The sequence below is a fragment of the Photorhabdus sp. RM322S genome (genome assembly GCF_042879395.1).
Lineage (GTDB): Bacteria > Pseudomonadota > Gammaproteobacteria > Enterobacterales > Enterobacteriaceae > Photorhabdus > Photorhabdus khanii.
This window is the reverse complement of record NZ_JBHFKW010000013.1, coordinates 22688-43426: the sequence shown is the minus strand read 5'-3', so window position 1 is coordinate 43426 and position 20739 is coordinate 22688. Positions and strand designations below refer to the sequence as shown.

21 protein-coding genes are annotated in these 20739 nt (G+C 44.9%); all 21 read left to right on the top strand.

Annotation, left to right across the window (positions count from 1 at the left end; translation table 11 throughout):
* Nucleotides 1–30: 30 nt before the first annotated feature.
* The 21 genes from corC to crcB all read left to right on the top strand — a co-directional run bounded on the left by corC (nt 31) and on the right by crcB (nt 20676).
* On the top strand, nt 31–912 hold the full coding sequence (corC, locus tag ACGF63_RS09855; RefSeq protein ID WP_036850495.1) for a CNNM family magnesium/cobalt transport protein CorC: 882 nt from the start codon (nt 31–33) through the stop codon (nt 910–912).
* A gap of 7 nt (nt 913–919) precedes the next feature.
* The gene (gene lnt / locus ACGF63_RS09850) at nt 920–2449 is read left to right on the top strand and encodes an apolipoprotein N-acyltransferase (protein WP_387630427.1); all 1530 of its coding nucleotides are present in this window, start codon (nt 920–922) and stop codon (nt 2447–2449) included.
* Nucleotides 2450–2573: 124 nt separating this feature from the next.
* Nucleotides 2574–3035, top strand: coding sequence for a carboxymuconolactone decarboxylase family protein (locus tag ACGF63_RS09845; RefSeq protein ID WP_036850489.1), 462 nt, complete (start codon nt 2574–2576; stop codon nt 3033–3035).
* Between the two features lie 452 nt (nt 3036–3487).
* Entirely contained in the window at nt 3488–4381 is an 894-nt protein-coding gene (locus ACGF63_RS09840) for a glutamate/aspartate ABC transporter substrate-binding protein (protein ID WP_036850486.1), read from the top strand.
* A 133-nt stretch (nt 4382–4514) separates the two neighbouring features.
* Nucleotides 4515–5255, top strand: coding sequence for an amino acid ABC transporter permease (locus ACGF63_RS09835; protein ID WP_046973647.1), 741 nt, complete (start codon nt 4515–4517; stop codon nt 5253–5255).
* Complete coding sequence (gltK, locus tag ACGF63_RS09830; RefSeq protein WP_152964152.1) at nt 5256–5930, top strand: glutamate/aspartate ABC transporter permease GltK; 675 nt, start codon at nt 5256–5258, stop codon at nt 5928–5930.
* On the top strand, nt 5930–6655 hold the full coding sequence (locus tag ACGF63_RS09825) for an amino acid ABC transporter ATP-binding protein (RefSeq protein ID WP_152964153.1): 726 nt from the start codon (nt 5930–5932) through the stop codon (nt 6653–6655). The genes gltK and ACGF63_RS09825 overlap by 1 nt, the downstream gene beginning before the upstream one ends.
* Nucleotides 6656–6817: 162 nt before the next feature.
* Entirely contained in the window at nt 6818–9400 is a 2583-nt protein-coding gene (gene leuS / locus ACGF63_RS09820) for a leucine--tRNA ligase (RefSeq protein WP_387630421.1), read from the top strand.
* Nucleotides 9401–9414: 14 nt separating this feature from the next.
* Complete coding sequence (gene lptE, locus ACGF63_RS09815; protein ID WP_051477504.1) at nt 9415–9963, top strand: LPS assembly lipoprotein LptE; 549 nt, start codon at nt 9415–9417, stop codon at nt 9961–9963.
* On the top strand, nt 9960–11000 hold the full coding sequence (holA, locus tag ACGF63_RS09810; protein ID WP_387630418.1) for a DNA polymerase III subunit delta: 1041 nt from the start codon (nt 9960–9962) through the stop codon (nt 10998–11000). The genes lptE and holA overlap by 4 nt, the downstream gene beginning before the upstream one ends.
* Entirely contained in the window at nt 10984–11661 is a 678-nt protein-coding gene (gene nadD, locus ACGF63_RS09805) for a nicotinate-nucleotide adenylyltransferase (RefSeq protein WP_051477503.1), read from the top strand. The genes holA and nadD overlap by 17 nt, the downstream gene beginning before the upstream one ends.
* A gap of 99 nt (nt 11662–11760) precedes the next feature.
* Nucleotides 11761–12087, top strand: coding sequence for a ribosome silencing factor (gene rsfS / locus ACGF63_RS09800; RefSeq protein WP_081738292.1), 327 nt, complete (start codon nt 11761–11763; stop codon nt 12085–12087).
* Between the two features lie 2 nt (nt 12088–12089).
* A complete protein-coding gene (rlmH, locus tag ACGF63_RS09795; protein WP_036850471.1) occupies nt 12090–12560 on the top strand; it encodes a 23S rRNA (pseudouridine(1915)-N(3))-methyltransferase RlmH in 471 nt (156 codons plus the stop codon).
* Between the two features lie 38 nt (nt 12561–12598).
* Complete coding sequence (gene mrdA / locus ACGF63_RS09790) at nt 12599–14494, top strand: peptidoglycan DD-transpeptidase MrdA (protein ID WP_036850468.1); 1896 nt, start codon at nt 12599–12601, stop codon at nt 14492–14494.
* 8 nt (nt 14495–14502) lie between these two features.
* Entirely contained in the window at nt 14503–15615 is a 1113-nt protein-coding gene (mrdB, locus tag ACGF63_RS09785; RefSeq protein WP_036850461.1) for a peptidoglycan glycosyltransferase MrdB, read from the top strand.
* Between the two features lie 13 nt (nt 15616–15628).
* Complete coding sequence (gene rlpA, locus ACGF63_RS09780; RefSeq protein WP_387630413.1) at nt 15629–16636, top strand: endolytic peptidoglycan transglycosylase RlpA; 1008 nt, start codon at nt 15629–15631, stop codon at nt 16634–16636.
* 162 nt (nt 16637–16798) lie between these two features.
* Nucleotides 16799–18010: a D-alanyl-D-alanine carboxypeptidase DacA gene (gene dacA / locus ACGF63_RS09775; RefSeq protein WP_152964159.1), complete on the top strand. Its 1212-nt coding sequence runs from the start codon at nt 16799–16801 to the stop codon at nt 18008–18010.
* 162 nt (nt 18011–18172) lie between these two features.
* Entirely contained in the window at nt 18173–18436 is a 264-nt protein-coding gene (gene ybeD / locus ACGF63_RS09770; protein WP_011145617.1) for a DUF493 family protein YbeD, read from the top strand.
* Between the two features lie 132 nt (nt 18437–18568).
* Nucleotides 18569–19210, top strand: coding sequence for a lipoyl(octanoyl) transferase LipB (gene lipB / locus ACGF63_RS09765; RefSeq protein WP_036850454.1), 642 nt, complete (start codon nt 18569–18571; stop codon nt 19208–19210).
* Nucleotides 19211–19321: 111 nt separating this feature from the next.
* On the top strand, nt 19322–20287 hold the full coding sequence (gene lipA / locus ACGF63_RS09760; RefSeq protein ID WP_036850452.1) for a lipoyl synthase: 966 nt from the start codon (nt 19322–19324) through the stop codon (nt 20285–20287).
* Nucleotides 20288–20301: 14 nt separating this feature from the next.
* A complete protein-coding gene (crcB, locus tag ACGF63_RS09755) occupies nt 20302–20676 on the top strand; it encodes a fluoride efflux transporter CrcB (protein WP_036850451.1) in 375 nt (124 codons plus the stop codon).
* The last annotated feature ends 63 nt before the right edge of the window (nt 20677–20739 follow it).

Sequence of the window (20739 nt, the reverse complement as noted above, 5' to 3'; positions counted from 1 at the left end):
TATTTAATGGGAAATTTTCATTAAAACGCCATGAGCGACGACCATTCTTCAAGTAACGATAACCCTGGCCCTAAGAAAGGTTTTTTTACTCTTCTTCTTAACCAGCTCTTTCACGGTGAGCCAAAAAGCCGTGATGAACTGGTGGAACTGATCCGTGACTCTGAACAAAACGATCTGATTGATCCTGATACCCGCGATATGCTCGAAGGGGTCATGGATATTTCTGATCAACGTGTCCGCGATATCATGATCCCCCGTTCCCAAATCGTTACCTTAAAACGTAATCAAACCCTGGACGAATGTCTGGATGTGATTATCGATTCGGCTCATTCACGTTTCCCTGTGATCAGTGAAGACAAAGATCACATTGAAGGGATTTTAATGGCAAAAGACTTGTTGCCATTTATGCGCACCGATGCCCCACCATTTAGCATAGATAAAGTTCTGCGTCAGGCTGTCGTTGTACCTGAAAGTAAGCGGGTTGACCGCATGCTAAAAGAGTTCCGTTCTCTACGTTATCATATGGCAATCGTCATTGATGAATTTGGTGGTGTATCGGGTCTGGTCACTATCGAAGATATTCTTGAACTGATCGTCGGTGAAATTGAAGACGAATACGATGAAGAAGAAGATGTCGATATTCGGGCTCTGAGCCGTCATACCTATACGGTGCGAGCGCTCACTCAGATTGAAGACTTTAATGAAGCCTTTGGTACCCAATTCAGCGACGAGGAAGTGGATACTATTGGTGGTCTGGTTATGCAGGCATTCGGTCACTTACCCGCCAGAGGAGAGTCTGTTGATATCAACGGTTATCTCTTTAAAGTTGCTATGTCCGATAGCCGGAGAATTATTCAGGTTCATGTTACGATACCAAACGATGCTCCAATGCCTAACCTTGAAGAAGAATAGAGTCTGGATGAACAAAGTCTCATTATTAAATTGCCAGCGGCTTCGTGCCTTACTGGCACTATCTTTCGGAGCCAGTGGAACACTGGCTTTTTCACCTTTTGGCTTCTGGCCTGCCGCCATTATCTCCTTATTTGGGCTGCAACTTCTGACGTTAAACAGAACAGTCCGGCAAGCAGCCTTTATCGCTTTTTGCTGGGGGTTTGGTCTGTTTGGCACGGGAATAAACTGGGTGTATGTCAGTATTGCCAATTTTGGTGGCATGCCAACCGCAGTTAATATTCTGCTGGTCATATTACTTGCAGCCTATCTCTCACTCTATCCCGCTTTATTTGCAAGCTTGCTCAACCGTTTTTTCGCAAAAACGAACTGGTTGAGACTCGCGGTAGCAGCACCTGCATTATGGCAACTCACCGAATTCCTGCGTGGTTGGGTTCTGACCGGTTTTCCCTGGCTACAGTTCGGCTACAGCCAATTAGATGGCCCAATGGAAGCCATCGCACCTATCTTAGGTGTTGAAGCCATCACTTTCCTGTTAATGGCTGTCAGCGGGTTATTAGTTCTGGCGGTCACGCACCGAAAAATTGTCGCGGGTATTATCGCTATCGCCATTCTGCTATTACCTTGGCCAATGCGCCATTATCAGTGGTACAACCTGCTGCCTGAGAAAGCGGTTGATGTGGCACTGGTTCAGGGAAACATCCCACAATCCCTGAAATGGGACCCAAAAATGCTCAGTGAAACCCTAGACATCTATATGGGTAATAGCCTGCCATATATCGGTAAAATACCGATAATCATCTGGCCGGAATCTGCAATTCCTTCACTGGAAGGTTACCAACGTAATTTTCTGGCAAAATTGGATATGCTATTACGCAATCAGCACACCAGCCTTATTACCGGCATTGTTGATGAAAGAGCAGTCGGCAACAGCTATAAGACCTATAACAGTCTGATTGTCCTTGGTGATAAAATACCTTACCAATATCCCGCGGCCATCCGCTACGATAAATATCATCTGGTACCCTTCGGCGAGTTTGTTCCTCTGGAGTCTCTGCTCCGACCTCTGGCGCCATTCTTCAATTTGCCAATGTCTTCATTCAGCCGTGGTAACTACACTCAACCACAACTTTCTGTTGCCGGATATAATCTGACCGCCGCCATTTGTTATGAAATTATACTTGGTGAGCAAGTTCGTGCTAATTTCAAACCAGATACCGAATTCTTGCTGACTGTTTCCAATGATGCCTGGTTTGGGCACTCAATCGGCCCCTGGCAGCATTTCCAGATGGCACGTATGCGCTCCCTCGAATTAGGACGCCCATTGTTGCGTGGTACAAATAATGGCATTACAGCCGTTGTCGGCCCAGATGGGAAAGTGCAGGAGGCACTCCCACAATTTACCCGCCGTGTTTTAAACGCTAAGGTGACACCCGCAACCGGGATGACACCGTATGCACACTGGGGTAATTGGCCAGTATGGGGAATCACGGTATTGTTTACCCTATTTGCACTGATCTATAACCGTCGGCAATCTTAATCCAAATATCCATACAAACAAAAGAGAGCGAAATGAAATAGCTCCTTTATATCATTCAGAAGCAAATTAACTTTCAATCCATTTTTTCATTCAATTGATAGAAAAAACACAGGAGTAACAAGTTATGCAAGCAAACCGTCCGCGGCCAGCGGAAGTTTCACCAGAACTTTATAGCGCAGTAGCCAAGGTCGATGAATTAACTTACAAATCAACCCTCGGTAAAGAGCTTATCGAACTCGTCAAGGTAAGAGCCTCCCAAATCAATGGCTGTGCCTTTTGCCTTAATATGCATTCCAAAGCTGCCCGTAAAGCAGGAAGCAACGAGCAAAAACTCTACCTCCTGAGCGCCTGGAAAGAAGCCACTATTTTCACATCACGGGAACGTGCCGCTTTAGGTTGGACAGATGTTTTATCCCGAATTGCCGAAATTGAAGCAAATGATGAACATTACACCCCATTATTGGCTGAATTTGATGAAAAAGAGATTGTCGATTTGACGTTATTGATCGGCCTTATCAATCTCTGGAATCGTCTGGCAATTGGTATGAAATATACTTTGCCCAATCCCACCATTGATCACCCCTGATACAATCCGGCATGGTTATTCTGTAATAACGCCAAACAACTGTCACTGATAGTTAACCATGCCAATCCTCAATGATTGATGTTAAAAAAATAATCTGATTGAATGATTTATTGGCCTTAATTTTAGCCCTCCTTATTACTTTGGCACGTTAATTGCTATTATCTCCATGAATGAAAAGGGAAATACCTGTTTAACTAATAAAAAGGGGAAAATGCACCAAAAAAGTGATAATCACACACCTTAATTGTGCAAGATAAGTAGAATTGTTCATTTATAGTGCGAGACAGCTCCCGAAATAGAAACAATTCATTTTCATTGACTAACCCTTTTGTACTATTTTTTAACACTACATATACATATAACAGCAAATGATCCTTGGTTAAAAACAAATCACCAGAGAGACTTTTGCAAACATAACATCGCAAACGATAACCACATCAAAGGAGTTGTATATGCGAATGCGTAACCTAGTATTAACCATGATGTTACTTGGCGCGGCAGGTGCTGCTCAAGCCGAAGAATTAACAGGGACACTGAAAAAGATAAAAGATGATGGCGTGATCATTGTGGGACACCGTGAATCCTCCGTGCCTTTTTCTTACTACGATAATCAACAAAAAGTCGTCGGCTACTCACAGGATTATTCCAATCTGATTGTTGAGGCCGTGAAGAAGAAACTCGGCATGCCAAATCTGCAAATAAAATTGATACCCGTGACCTCTCAAAATCGTATCCCTCTACTTCAAAATGGGACTTATGATTTCGAATGCGGTTCCACCAGCAATAACCTTGAGCGCCAGAAACAAGCCACTTTCTCTAACAGCATCTTTGTTGTTAATACTCGTTTGCTGACTAAAAAAGATTCCGGCGTAAAAGATTTCCCAGATTTGGTTGGTAAAAACGTCGTTGTCACCTCCGGTACGACTTCTGAAATATTGCTGAATAAACTCAACGATGAGAAAAACATGAAAATGCGCATCATCAGCGCAAAAGATCATGGTGACGCATTCCGTACTTTAGAATCCGGCCGCGCAATAGCCTTTATGATGGACGATGCTCTATTAGCTGGTGAACGCGCAAAAGCGAAAAAACCTAACCAATGGGAGATCGTGGGTAAAGCTCAATCTAAAGAAGCTTACGGTTGTATATTACGCAAAGACGATCTTGAGTTTAAAAAACTGATCGATGAAACCATTATTCAGGCACAAGCCTCCGGCGTGGCAGAGAAATCATTTGATCGCTGGTTCAAACACCCGATTCCTCCCAAGAATCTGAACTTGAACTTTTCTTTGTCTGATGAAATGAAAGCACTATTTAAATCGCCGAATGATAAGGCACTTAACTAAAAATATAATTAAAAAAATGACAATTTGATTGGCACTACTGGGTGCGAGGTGGTCGTTCCCTACCTCGCTTTTTTTTCCCGGCCAATCAAGTGTTTTCAAGGGATCAAGCCATACCCTTGCAGGGAGTATTATTATGTCAATCAATTGGAACTGGGACATCTTTTTGCAAGCTGCCCCTTTCGGCAATACCACTTATCTCGGCTGGTTGATAGCCGGATTTCAAGTCACAATTGCCTTGTCTATCTGCGCCTGGATTATCGCCTTCGTTGTCGGTTCGCTCTTCGGCATCCTACGTACTGTTCCCAATAAAATATTGTCTGGGATAGGTACCTGTTATGTTGAGCTTTTTCGTAACGTACCACTGATTGTTCAGTTTTTCACCTGGTATCTGGTTATGCCTGAGCTGTTGCCGGAAAAAATCAGTATATGGTTTAAAATTGAACTGGATCCTAACATCCAGTTTTTCATTTCTTCCACTATCTGTTTAGGTCTTTTCACCGCTGCACGTGTGTGTGAGCAGGTTCGGGCTGCCATACAATCATTACCACGCGGTCAGAAAGCCGCAGGGTTGGCAATGGGGTTAACCCTGCCACAAACCTATCGCTACGTCCTGCTGCCAAATGCTTACCGGGTCATCATTCCACCAATGACTTCAGAAATGATGAATCTGGTAAAAAATTCCGCTATCGCCTCCACTATTGGCCTCGTGGATATGGCAGCACAGGCAGGTAAATTACTCGATTACTCAGCACATGCTTATGAATCATTTACTGCGATCACACTGGCCTATGTTGGAATCAATCTGGTGATTATGCTTGCCATGCACTTGCTTGAGAAGAAAGTGCGTTTACCGGGTAATATTGGAGGTCAATAAATGTACGAGTTTGACTGGAGTTCTATTGTTCCCAGTATCCCTTTTCTGCTGCAAGGCTTAGTCATTACAGCAAAAATCACCATTATTGCTATTGTTATCGGTATCCTTTGGGGAACCGTACTGGCCGTTATGCGCCTCTCTTCTGTAAAAGCCCTGAGCTGGTTTGCAACTTTATATGTCAATCTGTTCCGTTCTGTACCATTGGTCATGGTACTGTTATGGTTCTATCTGATTGTGCCTAGCCTATTGCAGGATGTTCTCGGTATTTCACCCAAAACGGATATTCGTTTAATTTCAGCCATGGTCGCGTTTGCATTTTTCGAAGCGGCTTACTATTCAGAAATTATCCGTGCAGGCATTCAGAGTATTTCCCGCGGGCAATCTTCGGCAGCACTGGCATTGGGGATGACGTCAATGCAAAGCATGAGAATGGTGATTCTGCCTCAGGCATTCCGTGCGATGACCCCGCTGTTACTGACACAGGGTATCGTGCTGTTTCAAGACACCTCACTGGTGTATGTACTCAGTCTGGCGGACTTTTTCCGTACCGCAGCGAATATCGGTGAGCGTGATGGCACTCAGGTTGAAATGATCCTGTTTGCTGGTTTTATTTATTTTATTATTAGTTTTGCCGCATCTATGCTGGTTAACTATTTGAAGAAAAGGACTGTTTGATGATCTCCCTGAAAAATGTATCCAAATGGTATGGCCAATTTCAGGTGCTTGCTAACTGCTCAACTGAAGTTAAAAAAGGTGAAGTCGTTGTGGTCTGTGGCCCATCTGGCTCCGGTAAATCCACCCTGATAAAGACGGTCAATGGTCTGGAATCCATCCAACAGGGTGAAATTCTGGTTAATGACATTAAAGTCAATGACAAAAACACCAATCTGGCGCAGTTACGTTCAAAAGTCGGCATGGTGTTCCAGCACTTTGAGCTGTTCCCACACCTCTCCATCATTGAGAATCTTACTCTGGCTCAGATTAAAGTGCTTAACCGTGATAAAAAAGCGGCAGAAGAAAAGGGGCTGAAACTGCTTGAACGTGTCGGGCTTGCCAGTCAGGCTAACAAATTCCCGTCACAACTTTCCGGTGGTCAGCAACAACGCGTGGCAATCGCCCGTGCACTTTGCATGGACCCTATTGCTATGTTGTTCGACGAACCCACTTCCGCACTCGACCCTGAAATGATCAATGAAGTGCTCGACGTCATGGTTAAGCTGGCGGACGAAGGTATGACCATGATGGTTGTTACCCACGAAATGGGTTTTGCCCGTAAAGTAGCCAATCGGGTTATCTTTATGGATGAAGGCAAAATTGTTGAAGACAGCAAGAAAGAAGATTTCTTTGCCAATCCAAAATCAGATCGCGCTAAAGAGTTTCTGGCTAAAATTCTTCATTAGTATTATCTCATTTCCGGTGGTGGTGCCCGTCGCCACCGGATTTTCCCTCAGAACCCCTGTTGCTTGCGTATCAAATCAGATATGCTATGCCGACCTCATATTTCACCAACTAAATGATTGCTACAAGCGTAGCTTTTTACTCACCATAGGATCATCGGTGTCATGCAAGAACAATACCGTCCAGAAGATATAGAGCCGCAAGTTCAGCTTCACTGGCAAGAGAAGCAAACTTTTAAAGTGACAGAAGACAACAGAAAAGAAAAATATTACTGCCTGTCCATGCTACCTTACCCTTCTGGCCGACTACACATGGGTCACGTACGTAACTACACTATTGGTGATGTTATCTCTCGTTACCAGCGTATGCTTGGCAAAAATGTCCTGCAACCTATTGGCTGGGATGCATTTGGCCTGCCCGCAGAAGGCGCGGCGGTGAAAAATAACACCGCACCGGCTCCATGGACCTATGCCAACATCGAGTATATGAAAGGTCAGTTGAAAACACTGGGTTTTGGTTACGACTGGGATCGTGAAGTCACTACCTGTACGCCTGAATATTACCGTTGGGAACAGTGGTTTTTCACCAAACTGTATGAAAAGGGCCTGGTTTATAAAAAAACCTCCGCTGTTAACTGGTGCCCCCACGATCTGACTGTTCTGGCCAATGAACAAGTGGTTGACGGCTGCTGCTGGCGTTGTGACACCAAAGTTGAACGTAAAGAGATTCCACAGTGGTTTATCAAAATCACTGATTATGCCGAAGAGTTGCTAAACGATTTGGATACGCTGGAAGAGTGGCCTGAGCAAGTCAAAACCATGCAACGCAACTGGATTGGACGCTCTGAAGGTGTAGAAATTACTTTCGATGTGGCTGACAGTCAGGAGAAACTGACCGTCTATACCACCCGTCCTGATACATTCCTGGGTGCCACTTATGTCGCGGTTGCCGCAGGTCACCCTCTGGTAAAACAAGCAACAGAAAACAACCCTGAACTGACCGCTTTCATTAATGAATGTCGTAACACCAAAGTTGCTGAAGCAGATATGGCAACAATGGAGAAGAAAGGCATGGCAACCGGCATGTTTGCTATTCATCCGTTAACCAAAGAGAAAGTGGCAATCTGGGTTGCAAACTTTGTTTTGATGGAATACGGCACCGGTGCTGTCATGGCCGTTCCTGGTCACGACCAACGCGATTGGGAATTTGCGACGAAATATAACCTGCCAATCAAAGCCGTTATTCTGGACAGTGAAGGCAACGAACCGAATGTTCATGAAGCGCCAGTGACAGACAAGAATGTCCTGTTCAACTCCGGAGAATTCAGCGGCCTGAATCACGAAACTGGTTTCAACGCCATTGCTGATAAACTGGTCGAAATGGGCGTAGGTAAACGTAAAGTCAACTATCGCCTGCGTGATTGGGGAGTTTCCCGTCAGCGTTATTGGGGTGCCCCTATTCCAATGGCTACGCTAGAAGATGGTACCGTTGTTCCGGCTCCAGAAGATCAACTGCCGGTTATTCTGCCGGAAGATGTCACCATGAATGGTATCACCAGCCCGATTAAAGCGGATCCTGAGTGGGCGAAAACCACTATCAACGGTCAGCCAGCGCTGCGTGAAACAGATACCTTCGATACCTTTATGGAATCTTCCTGGTACTACGCTCGTTACACCTGTCCAGAATATGACAAAGGTATGCTTGATCCGGCTGCGGCTAATTACTGGCTGCCAGTTGATCAATATATCGGTGGTATCGAACACGCTATCATGCACCTGATGTATTTCCGTTTCTTCCACAAACTAATGCGTGACGCTGGTATGGTCAATTCTAATGAGCCCGCAAAACGTCTGCTGTGTCAGGGAATGGTTCTGGCCGATGCTTTCTATCATATCGGCAAAAATGGCGAAAAAGTTTGGGTTTCCCCAGTTGATGCCCTTGTTGAACGTGATGATAAAGGTCGTATCATCAGGGCGACAGACAGAGAAGGCCATGAGCTAGTTTACACCGGCATGAGCAAAATGTCTAAATCCAAAAACAACGGTGTTGATCCACAATTGATGGTGGAAAAATACGGTGCCGATACCGTCCGCCTGTTTATGATGTTCGCTGCTCCACCAGAATTGACTCTGGAATGGCAAGAGTCCAGTGTTGAAGGCGCAAATCGCTTCCTGAAACGTGTATGGCGCCTGGTTTATGAACATAGCAGTAAAGGAGTAACTCAACCGCTGGAGATCACAAATCTGACCGCAGAACAGAAAGATCTGTTCCGTGATCTGCACAAAACCATCGCTAAAGTTACCGATGATGTCGGTCGCCGTCAGGCATTCAACACAGCCATCGCTGCCGTGATGGAATTAATGAATAAACTGACTCGCGCACCACAGGAAACGGAGCAGGATCGCGCTCTGATGCAGGAAGCGCTGTTGGCGGTTGTCCGTATGTTGTCACCCATCACGCCTCACACTTGTTTTACTATGTGGCAAGCTCTGGGCGGTGAAGGTGATATCGATACGGCTGACTGGCCGCAAGCTGATGAGCAGGCAATGGTTGATGACACCAAACTGGTAGTCATTCAAGTTAACGGTAAAGTACGTGGTCGTGTTACCGTACCGACAGATTCTACTAAAGAATATGTTCATGATATGGCAGCAAAAGAATATGGAGTGGCGAGATACCTTGAAGGCGTCACTATTCGTAAGGTCATCTATGTACCAGGCAAACTGCTGAATCTGGTCGTCGGATAATAAAAGGAGGCAATGTGCGGCATCGTATTTTAACGTTGTTGCTGGGGTTAGCGGTGCTGGTCACCGCTGGCTGCGGTTTTCATCTGCGCGGTACCACTCAGGTACCACCGGAACTCAAAAAGCTGCAATTAACGAGCAGTGATCCATATGGGCCTCTGACCCGTTCTGTTCGCCAACAACTTCGTCTGAATAACGTCACTATCCTTGAAAATGGTAGCGCCGAAATCCCTATTCTGAGGCTAATCGGTTCTTCAGAAAATAAAGATACCGTTTCCGTTTTCCAGGATGGTAAGGCGGCTGAGCGCCAATTGACACTGTATGTCGATGCACAGGTTATTATGCCAAACGGTAGCATCTACCCGCTTCAATCCAGAGTTGACCGCTCTTTCTTCGACAACCCGTTAGAAGCATTGGCAAAAGATGCTGAAAACGAGATGATCAATCAAGAAATGCGCGAACAGGCGGCACGTCAGTTAGTTCGCCAGTTACTGACTGTTCACAGTGCAGAAAAACAGAAAACCAGAGAAAAACAAGCGGAACAGCAAGCTACGCGGGCACAATGATCAAACTCTATCCCGAACAACTGATTTCGCAGCTCAATGAAGGGCTGCGAAACTGTTATCTGATATGGGGCAATGAACCCCTGCTATTACAGGAAAGCCAGGATCATATTCGCAAGACGGCTGAACAGCACTCTTTCACTGAACACTTCACTTATACTCTGGATAATCATACCGAATGGGATGAAGTATTTAGTGTTTGCCAGTCATTAAGCCTGTTTGCCAGTCGTCAAACACTCACTTTACTGTTGCCGGAAAATGGCCCTAACGCAGTAATGGCTGAACAACTGGTAAAACTAGCGGAATTACTTCATCCAGATATACTGCTGATATTGCGCGGTTTGAAATTGACCAAAGCTCAGGAGAACAGTAGCTGGTTTAAAACATTAGGGAAAAACGGTGTCTACATCAGTTGTCAAACGCCTGAATTGAACCGTCTGCCTCAATGGGTCGCGCAACGGGCCAAAGTCATGAAACTGACTCTGGAAGCGCAAGCCAATCAACTGCTGTGTTACTGCTATGAAGGGAACTTATTAGCACTGACTCAGGCTCTTGAGCGGCTCTCCCTGCTATATCCAGATGGTAAACTGACCTTACACCGTATTGAAAATGCGGTGAATGACGCGGCTCACTTTACACCTTATCACTGGGTAGACTCTCTATTATCAGGTAAGGCAAAACGAGCCTGGCATATTCTGAAACAGTTACAACAGGAAGATTGTGAGGCCGTTATTCTGTTACGTACCATACAGCGTGAATTGCTGCTGCTACTTACACTAAAGCGCCAAAGCACCACAATTGCTATAAAAACTCTGTTAGATCAACATCGAATATGGCAAAACCGCCGCCCATTACTAACAAATGCACTGCAACGCTTAACTCAGCATGATTTACAGCTAGCAGTCCATTTACTTGTACAGATGGAACTCCGGATTAAACAGGATTACGGTCAGTCTGTCTGGCCAGATTTAGAAACAATTTCCATGTTGTTATGTGGGAAAACATTACCTGAGAGCTTTTTTAATGCCTCACGCCATTGATTCTATTTGTCCGACACATCCCGTTATTCAGGCATTATTTGGTGGAACATTTGATCCAATTCATTATGGGCACCTGCATTCGGTTGAAGCTCTGGCACACCAAACTGGCCTAAAGCAAGTGATTCTACTGCCAAATCACGTTCCCCCCCACCGCCCACAGCCAGAAGCCACCGCACAACAACGGCTGGAAATGGTTCGGCTGGCGGTACAGGGCAATCCACTATTCACTGTCGATACCCGTGAACTGGAGCGTACCACCCCGTCGTACACAATAGATACGTTGGAATCATTCCGTCAGGAGTTTGGTGAAAATCAACCACTGGCATTTATAATCGGCCAGGACTCTTTGTTATCACTGCATACTTGGCATCGCTGGCAAGAACTGCTGAATATTTGCCATTTGCTGGTTTGTGCTCGTCCCAGTTATCAAACCCAGCTTTCTACAATCGAAATGCAGCAATGGCTTACGCAACATCAAATCGACAATCCCACTCTACTTAGTAACAAACCTAACGGTTATATCTATCTGGCTAATACACCGCTGTTACGCATCTCAGCAACAGATATCCGGCAACGCCACCAGCAAGGGCTAAGTTGTGATGATTTGCTATCCCCTTCAGTACAAAAGTATATAGATTCACAGGGGTTATATCGCCAATAGCGAAATCTGCCCCGATTAGTCACTTAGTTGGCCTTACCCTTGAGTGACCTGGCATGCTATTATTCCGCACTATTTGATCAATTTTGATAAAAAATAAGGATGAGCCTTTTGCAAGGTAAAGAACTCCAACAGTTTGTTATTGATAAACTTGAAGACTCCAAAGCACAGGATATTATTTCTCTGGATGTTCACGGAAAATCCAGCATTACCGATTGCATGATTATCTGCACAGGAACTTCCAACCGCCATCTGATGTCCGTCGCAGATAATCTGGTTGATGACTGTCGTGCGAACGGTTTGGCTCCACTTGGTGTTGAGGGACAGGGCATATCTGACTGGATTGTCGTAGACCTCGGTGAAGTTATTGTACATGTCATGCAGGAAGAGAGTCGCCGCATGTATGAACTTGAAAAGCTTTGGAGCTGAGTTTGAAGCTGCAATTAGTCGCTGTAGGTACAAAAATGCCGGACTGGATACAGGCCGGCTTTATAGATTATTTGCGCCGTTTTCCAAAAGACATGCCATTTGATCTGGTAGAAATTCCGGCGGGGAAACGAGGCAAAAACGCGGATATTAAACGCATTCTGGAAAAAGAAGGTGAACAAATGCTGGCCGCTGTCGGCAAAAGCAACCGTATTGTCACTCTGGATATTCCTGGTTCCCGTTGGGAAACACCTCAACTGGCGCAACAGCTTGAACATTGGAAACAGGATGGCAGAGATGTCAGTTTGCTTATCGGCGGACCAGAAGGTCTTGCGCCAGCATGTAAAGCCGCCGCAGAACAAAGCTGGTCACTGTCGCCACTGACCTTGCCCCATCCTTTAGTCCGGGTTTTAGTTGCAGAAAGCCTGTACCGGGCATGGAGTATTACCACCAATCATCCCTATCATCGGGAATAATTTGGTTACCAACGGATAAAGCGAATTCTGGCAATGGGATGAAAAATAAACGTACCCCTTTTCGTGATTACACGGCTGAATCAGCCCTGTTTGCCCGCCGCGCATTGGTGGCGTTTATTGTTATCCTGGTACTGACTGGTGTCTTGGTTGCCAATCTTTATCATTTACAAATCACCCGCCACGAAGACTACCAAACCCGCTCAAACGAAAACCGCATTAAACTGGTTCCAATCGCGCCAAGCCGGGGTATTATTTATGACCGTAAAGGCACACCATTGGCGCTTAACCGAACAATTTACCAGTTGGAAATCGTACCTGAAAAGGTAGAAAAACTTGAGCAAACGCTCAATGATTTACGGGATGTTATCGATCTGACTGACGAAGACATTGCCAACTTTGAAAAAGAACGTAAGCGTTCACGCCGCTTTACCTCTATTCCACTGAAAGCGTCGCTTGATCATATTCAAGTGGCACGTTTTGCTGTTAACCAGTATCGTTTCCCCGGCCTTGAAATAAAGGGCTACCAACGCCGTTTCTACCCTTATGGTTCAGCGTTGACTCATATCATTGGCTATGTCGCCAAAATTAATGATAAAGATGTAGAACGGTTGGATAAGGAAGGGATTTTACCCAATTATGCAGCTACCCATGATATCGGTAAGCTAGGTATTGAACGCTATTATGAGTCTGTTTTACACGGCAGAACTGGTTATGAAGAAGTCGAAGTCAATAATCGTGGCCGTGTGATACGTCAATTACATGAACAACCGCCACAGGCTGGACAGGATATTTACCTGACTATCGATCTTGAATTGCAGATCTATATTGAGAAACTTCTCACAACCAGCCGTGCCGCAGTCGTTGTCAGTGATCCACGTAACGGGGAAATTCTGGCCTTAGTATCTAACCCAAGTTATGACCCAAACCTGTTCGTAAACGGTATCTCCAATAAGAACTATCAGGAATTATTAAACAACCCTGACCGACCGCTTATTAATCGTGCGACTCAAGGGATCTATCCTCCTGCTTCAACGGTTAAACCTTTCATTACCGTTGCAGCACTCAGCACAAGCGTTATCAATAAAAATACAACTGTTTTTGATCCGGGCTGGTGGCAATTGCCAGGTTCAGAAAAACGCTATCGTGACTGGAAACGCTGGGGACATGGTAGTCTCAATGCATATAGAGCCATTGTGGAATCTGCGGATACTTTCTTCTATCAAGTTGCCTATGATATGGGCATTGATCGTCTGTCTGAGTGGATGACCAAATTTGGTTATGGCGAATACACCGGAATCGACCTGGCTGAAGAACGCTCAGGGATCATGCCGACCCGCGAATGGAAGCAAAAAAAATATAAAAAACCTTGGTATCAAGGAGATACTATTCCTGTAGGTATCGGCCAGGGATACTGGACAGCAACCCCCATTCAAATGGTCAAGGCGCTGACAACCTTAATTAATGACGGTAATGTGAAAACGCCGCATCTGTTACTGGGTAAAAAGTTGAAAGGTGAGATGATCCCTTATCAACAAACAGAAAATGTTCAGATAGGTGATATCCATTCAGGGTACTGGGAACTGGCGAAAAGTGGCATGTATGGTGTTGCTAACCTGCCAAATGGTACCGGTCACAAGAGTTTTACCGGCACACCGTATAAAGCTGCCGCCAAATCAGGAACAGCACAGGTCTATAGTTATGAAACTTACAATGCCAGTAAAATTGCTGAACATTTACGGGATCACAAACTTATGATTGCTTTCGCCCCTTATGAGAATCCGACAGTAGCCCTTTCCATTATTTTAGAGAATGGTGGTGCAGGTCCAACAGTGGGAACCCTTGTCCGCCAAATCCTCGACCATGTACTGTTAGGGGATAACAATACAATATTACCGGATGCTGCCCCTGCACCACCCGGAACAGAAAGTGACTGAATAACACTATGACAGAAAACCAGAAAAAGGTTCCTCTCTGGACCAGATTACATATCGACCCGCCATTGCTGCTATGCATTCTGGCACTACTGGTATACAGCGCTTTTGTTATGTGGAGCGCCAGCGGTCAAGATATGGGGATGATGGAGCGCAGAATCGGCCAAATTGGTGCCGGATTTGTTGTCATGATCATTATGGCGCAGATCCCACCAAGAGTTTATGAAAGCTGGGCACCTTATCTCTATATTGTTTGTGTCATTTTACTGATTTTTGTCGATGCTTTCGGGCAGATCAGTAAAGGGGCACAACGCTGGCTTGATCTGGGGATCATCCGTTTCCAGCCTTCTGAAATTGCCAAAATTGCAGTACCACTGATGATTGCCCGTTTTATGAACCGCGATTTATGTCCGCCATCGCTGAAAAATACCACTATCGCTTTAATGCTGATTTTTCTACCCACTTTACTGGTCGCCGCCCAACCAGACTTGGGTACTTCAATTCTGGTCGCGGCTTCCGGTCTATTTGTCCTGTTCCTTGCAGGAATGAGCTGGCGGCTGATTGGTATTGCGGCTCTACTATTAGCCTGCTTTATCCCTATTTTGTGGTTCTTTCTGATGCATGGATACCAGCGTGATCGCGTAATGATGTTACTTGATCCAGAAACTGATCCATTGGGTAAGGGTTACCATATCATTCAATCGAAAATCGCTATTGGCTCCGGTGGCTTATCAGGTAAAGGCTGGTTGTTCGGGACACAATCTCAGTTGGAATTTCTTCCAGAACGCCATACTGACTTCATATTTGCCGTGCTATCGGAAGAGCTTGGTTTGATTGGCGTACTACTGTTATTAACATTATATTTGTTATTAATTATGCGCGGGCTGGTTATCGCAACCAGAGCACAGAATACTTTTGGCCGGGTCATGGTTGGCGGCCTAATGCTAATCTTGTTTGTTTATATCTTCGTAAATATCGGCATGGTGAGCGGTATTCTGCCTGTGGTAGGGGTTCCTCTGCCATTTGTCAGTTATGGCGGTTCAGCATTAATCGTCTTAATGGCCGGTTTCGGCATTATAATGTCGATTCACACACACCGAAAATTATTGTCTAAAAGTTTATAAAGAAGAGGTTTCAATGCGTCAACACTGGCTTATACTCGGCATGATTGTGGCTTCATTATCCGGCTGTACCACTCCTGACGAGCAAAAATCTTCCCCGTTACCAGCAGTACCAACACAGGATGTTTTGGGTGCTGAACCTCATTATGAGCCTTATCACCCCAGCGCTAATAATGATTATCAGATGAACGGACATATTTATCATATTGTTCAAGACCCATCTCAGTTCAGTGAAACGGGTTATGCCAGTTGGTATAGCGCAGAATCCAGTGGCAAAATGACAGCGATTGGTGAACGTTTCAATCCTTATGCTTTGACGGCAGCCCATCCCACCCTACCAATTCCGAGCTATGTCCGGGTGACCAACTTGAGTAATGGCCGTATGATGGTTGTCAGAATCAATGACCGTGGTCCTTATAAACAAGGGCGGATTATCGATCTGTCAAAAGCTTCTGCTGAACGCCTGAATCTGACTCAAAGTACCAAAGTTAAGATTGATTTTATTCAAGTTGCCCAAGATGGTTCTTTATCTGGTCCCGGTACTGTCGGCAGCCAGATAGTTAAGCAGAGTTATGCGCTACCCGGCAGGCCAGTTCTAACAACAGGGCCACTAGGAACACCCACAATGGAGCATGTTCCGGATCAAACGAGCAGCCAGCCTTTGGCAAATCAACCGGTGGAGCAAACACAACCATTGCCTGTACAGTCAGAAGTCACTGGGCAACTACCCGCAATGAAGTTACAACCGCCTAAACCTGTGACAAATAGTACGTCAACAACCGCTGCCCCAACCTCTACGAAAAATGGTTTTATGGTTCAGGTTGGTGCTGTTAGCAGTGAACAACGGGCAAAAGAGTGGCAACATACCCTGGAACAACGCTTTAATGTTCAAGGACGAATAACCCAATATAGCAACGTTTATCGTGTACAATTGGGGCCATTCAACAATCGCCAGCAAGCTACCGATTTACAACAGAAGCTGGCTGATCAAATACAGCAATCCTCCTTTATCGTCAGCCCTTAATTGTTCGCTTGCTGATATCTGGCTTTAACGCAGATATCAGCAAGCGAGATAAAAAAATGTAAACCTGTTGCTTGTTAAAATTTGCCAATGTCAGTATTTTTTTTCATTTGCTATGATGTGGCCCGATATCAACCTTTTCTCACGGATGTTGTCCAACCGACCATGAAATATACAATCACTTCTCGTTTTATAAAAAGTGCCACCCTAAGTATTGCGCTGGCAATAAGTGCTTCTGCCTTTGCCGATGGGAACGATGTAAACCTGAAAACGATGATCCCAGGTGTGCCTCAGATCGATGCTGAAGCTTATATTCTTATCGACTATAACTCAGGAAAAGTTCTGGCTGAAATGAATGCAGATGCACATCGTGACCCTGCCAGCTTGACAAAAATGATGACCAGTTACGTTATTGGCCAGACAATCAAATCAGGCAAAATCGGCCCAAATGATATGGTCACTGTTGGCACTGATGCATGGGCAACAGGTAATCCGGTATTTAAAGGCTCCTCCCTGATGTTCCTCAAACCAGGAGATCAGGTCTCGGTTTCTATGTTATCTCGCGGTATAAACCTGCAATCCGGTAATGATGCCTGTGTTGCAATGGCAGATTATGTTGCCGGTAGCCAAGAATCTTTCGTTAATCTAATGAACGGTTATGTAAAATCCCTTGGCTTACAGAATACACATTTCAAAACTGTTCATGGTCTGGATGCGGAAGGCCAATACAGCTCTGCCCGTGATATGGCGTTAATTGGTCAAGCACTGATCCGCGATGTTCCTGAAGAGTATGCTATCTATAAAGAGAAAGAATTTACCTACAATAATATCCGTCAAACAAACCGGAACGGCTTATTATGGGATAAAAGCCTAAATGTAGATGGTATAAAAACCGGCCACACGAATGCTGCAGGCTATAATCTGGTCGCTTCTGCAACGGAAGGCGATATGCGTCTGATTTCTGCGGTATTAGGCGGCCATACTTATAAGGGCCGTGAAACAGAGAGCAAGAAACTGCTGACTTGGGGGTTCCGTTTCTTTGAAACTGTCTCGCCACTGAAAGCTGGCAAAGAATTCGCTTCTGAACCGGTTTGGTTCGGAGACAACGATAGGGTTCAGCTAGGCGTTGATAAAGATGTTTATCTGACTATTCCCCGTGGACGTCTGAAAGATTTGAAAGCCAGCTATGTCATGAATAATACTGAATTACACGCACCGTTAGCGAAAAGTCAGGTCGTCGGCACCATCAATTTTCAACTTGATGGCAAGACTGTCGAACAGCGCTCATTAGTCGTTATGAACGAAGTGAAAGAAGGCAGCATCTTCAGCCGTTTTATCGATTACATCAAACTGCTATTTCATCATTGGTTTGGCTAATCCTTGAAATAGTTAAACTACAAAAAAACATAACCCAAGAAGCGAACCAGGCTACAGCCTGACCGCAATAAAAATCCCCGCGATTTAAAAGCGGGGGGAAGATATCAAATTTTACAGAAGAGACTGACCGTACGTATTGCGGAAAGCAAAACAGGAGTGCCCATGAAAACGAAATTAAATGAACTGCTTGAGTTCCCTTGTTCATTCACTTACAAAGTGATGGGCCTGGCTGAACCTGAGTTAGTCAATCAGGTCGTTGAAGTAGTTCAGCGCCATGCACCGGGCGATTACTCTCCACAAGTGAAACCAAGCAGCAAAGGCAATTACCACTCAGTATCCATTACTATTAACGCAACTCATATTGAACAGGTAGAAACTCTGTATGAAGAGTTAGGTAACCTTGAACTGGTACGGGTAGTGTTGTAATACAAACCAGAATAAATCCCCTGTAATTTCACGGGGGATCCTTTATCTATCAGAAACACCACAGTTTCAAGTGGACTAAACTGGTGAGAATCTCTTCTGAGGGTTATACTGACCAAATCTTATAGCTATCAAATGATGTTTCAATTGCAACATAAAACGATCTTCTTACGCCAATTAGGAATACAACCCTACGAGCCGATTTCTGATGCAATGCACTTGTTTACTGAGCAGCGAAATACTGATACATCCGATGAAATCTGGCTGGTACAACATCCAAAAGTGTTTACTCAAGGACAAGCAGGTAAGTCTGAACATCTGCTATCTCTCGGTGATATCCCGGTTATTCAATCCGATCGCGGTGGACAAGTCACTTATCATGGTCCCGGCCAGCAGGTCATGTATATCATGATTGACATCAAACGCGCCAAAATTGGTGTACGGCAACTGGTTACAGCAATAGAGGATACCGTGGTTAAAACACTCGCTCACTTTGATGTACAAGCTTATGCCCGTCCGGATGCTCCAGGTGTTTATGTCGAGGAAGCTAAAATCTGCTCTCTAGGATTACGAATACGTAAAGGCTGCTCTTTCCATGGGCTGGCACTTAATATCGCCATGGATTTAGAACCATTTCTGCGTATTAATCCCTGTGGCTATGCCGGTATGAGAATGATTCAACTCAGTGATTTAGTTCCCGGAATTACTGTTGAGCAAGTACAACCTATTTTGGTAGAAGAATTCTGCCAACAGTTAGGATTTAAACTGAATAGTTAAAGATGTTATAATTTTTTAATATTTTTCAAAAATTTTTTAATGGATTTATCATGCAATAGGCTGAATGATAAGTCTCAACCTGATGAATTTAACACTGGAACCAGCACGATTATGAGTAAACCAATTCAGATGGAACGCGGAGTTAAGTACCGTGACGCAGACAAAATGGCGCTGATCCCTGTCAAAACAGTGATTACCGAACGTACAGAAATCTTGCGTAAACCTGAGTGGATGAAAATCAAACTTCCTGCGGATTCCAGCCGCATTCAGGGTATCAAATCGGCCATGCGCAAAAATGGTCTGCATTCCGTCTGTGAAGAAGCTTCCTGCCCTAACCTGGCTGAATGTTTTAACCACGGTACAGCAACTTTTATGATCCTTGGCGCAATCTGTACCCGCCGTTGTCCTTTTTGTGATGTAGCCCACGGCCGCCCAATGGCGCCCGATACCAACGAACCGGTAAAACTGGCACAAACCATCAAAGATATGGCACTGCGCTATGTCGTCATCACCTCCGTTGACCGTGATGACCTGCGTGACGGCGGCGCTCAACACTTTGCTGACTGCATTTCTGCTATTCGTGAAAAAAATCCATCCATTAAAATTGAAACTTTGGTTCCTGATTTTCGTGGACGTATGGATCGTGCACTTGAAATATTGACAGCGACACCCCCTGACGTATTTAACCATAACTTGGAAAACGTACCACGGGTTTACCGTCAGGTACGCCCTGGCGCAAATTATGAATGGTCACTGAAATTGCTCGAAAAGTTCAAAGAAGCCCATCCCGATATTCCGACCAAATCTGGCCTGATGGTAGGTCTTGGTGAGACCAACGAAGAAATTCTTGATGTTATGCGTGATTTACGCCGCCATGGTGTCACCATGCTAACTCTGGGCCAATATTTACAACCCAGCCGCCATCATTTACCGGTACAACGCTACGTTAGCCCACAGGAATTTGATGAAATGAAAGAAGAAGCTCTGGCTATGGGATTCACCCACGCTGCCTGTGGACCATTTGTTCGTTCTTCTTATCACGCTGATTTGCAAGCCAGAGGCGAAGAAGTCAAATAATCATAAGATTTACTATGATTAATATTATGTTGGCTGTATTTATTGGTGGTGGCTTAGGCAGTGTATTACGCTGGTTTATCAGCCTCCACCTTAATAGTATTTCTACTAACATCGCGGTTGGTACCCTTACCGTTAACTGTATCGGTGCATTGATCATCGGGCTAGGGTTAGCCTATTTTAATAAATCCATCCATCTTGATCCGGTCTGGAAACTCATGCTAACCACCGGTTTTTGCGGAGGTTTAACAACCTTTTCCACGTTTTCTGTAGAAGTCGCCTATTTGTTACTGGATGGAAAACTAGGATGGGCATTGGGAACAGTTTTGCTTAATCTTTTCGGCTCACTACTGATGACAATTTTAGCTTTCGCATTGATGAACGAGCTTTAAATTTAAAATTACACACACATCACAAAAATCAAAAAAAACCCGTTGTATCAACGGGTTTTTCAA

Excerpts from the sequence above, each read along its gene's own strand:
- rlpA (WP_387630413.1), top strand. The coding sequence starts at position 15,629 with ATGCGTCAACACTGGCTTATACTCGGCATGATTGTGGCTTCATTATCC.
- leuS (WP_387630421.1), top strand. The coding sequence starts at position 6,818 with ATGCAAGAACAATACCGTCCAGAAGATATAGAGCCGCAAGTTCAGCTT.
- lipB (WP_036850454.1), top strand. The coding sequence starts at position 18,569 with ATGATGTTTCAATTGCAACATAAAACGATCTTCTTACGCCAATTAGGA.
- ybeD (WP_011145617.1), top strand. The coding sequence starts at position 18,173 with ATGAAAACGAAATTAAATGAACTGCTTGAGTTCCCTTGTTCATTCACT.
- nadD (WP_051477503.1), top strand. The coding sequence starts at position 10,984 with ATGCCTCACGCCATTGATTCTATTTGTCCGACACATCCCGTTATTCAG.
- mrdB (WP_036850461.1), top strand. The coding sequence starts at position 14,503 with ATGACAGAAAACCAGAAAAAGGTTCCTCTCTGGACCAGATTACATATC.
- ACGF63_RS09840 (WP_036850486.1), top strand. The coding sequence starts at position 3,488 with ATGCGAATGCGTAACCTAGTATTAACCATGATGTTACTTGGCGCGGCA.
- holA (WP_387630418.1), top strand. The coding sequence starts at position 9,960 with ATGATCAAACTCTATCCCGAACAACTGATTTCGCAGCTCAATGAAGGG.
- corC (WP_036850495.1), top strand. The coding sequence starts at position 31 with ATGAGCGACGACCATTCTTCAAGTAACGATAACCCTGGCCCTAAGAAA.
- rsfS (WP_081738292.1), top strand. The coding sequence starts at position 11,761 with ATGAGCCTTTTGCAAGGTAAAGAACTCCAACAGTTTGTTATTGATAAA.
- ACGF63_RS09845 (WP_036850489.1), top strand. The coding sequence starts at position 2,574 with ATGCAAGCAAACCGTCCGCGGCCAGCGGAAGTTTCACCAGAACTTTAT.
- crcB (WP_036850451.1), top strand. The coding sequence starts at position 20,302 with ATGATTAATATTATGTTGGCTGTATTTATTGGTGGTGGCTTAGGCAGT.
- gltK (WP_152964152.1), top strand. The coding sequence starts at position 5,256 with ATGTACGAGTTTGACTGGAGTTCTATTGTTCCCAGTATCCCTTTTCTG.
- ACGF63_RS09825 (WP_152964153.1), top strand. The coding sequence starts at position 5,930 with ATGATCTCCCTGAAAAATGTATCCAAATGGTATGGCCAATTTCAGGTG.
- lipA (WP_036850452.1), top strand. The coding sequence starts at position 19,322 with ATGAGTAAACCAATTCAGATGGAACGCGGAGTTAAGTACCGTGACGCA.
- mrdA (WP_036850468.1), top strand. The coding sequence starts at position 12,599 with ATGAAAAATAAACGTACCCCTTTTCGTGATTACACGGCTGAATCAGCC.
- ACGF63_RS09835 (WP_046973647.1), top strand. The coding sequence starts at position 4,515 with ATGTCAATCAATTGGAACTGGGACATCTTTTTGCAAGCTGCCCCTTTC.
- lnt (WP_387630427.1), top strand. The coding sequence starts at position 920 with ATGAACAAAGTCTCATTATTAAATTGCCAGCGGCTTCGTGCCTTACTG.
- dacA (WP_152964159.1), top strand. The coding sequence starts at position 16,799 with ATGAAATATACAATCACTTCTCGTTTTATAAAAAGTGCCACCCTAAGT.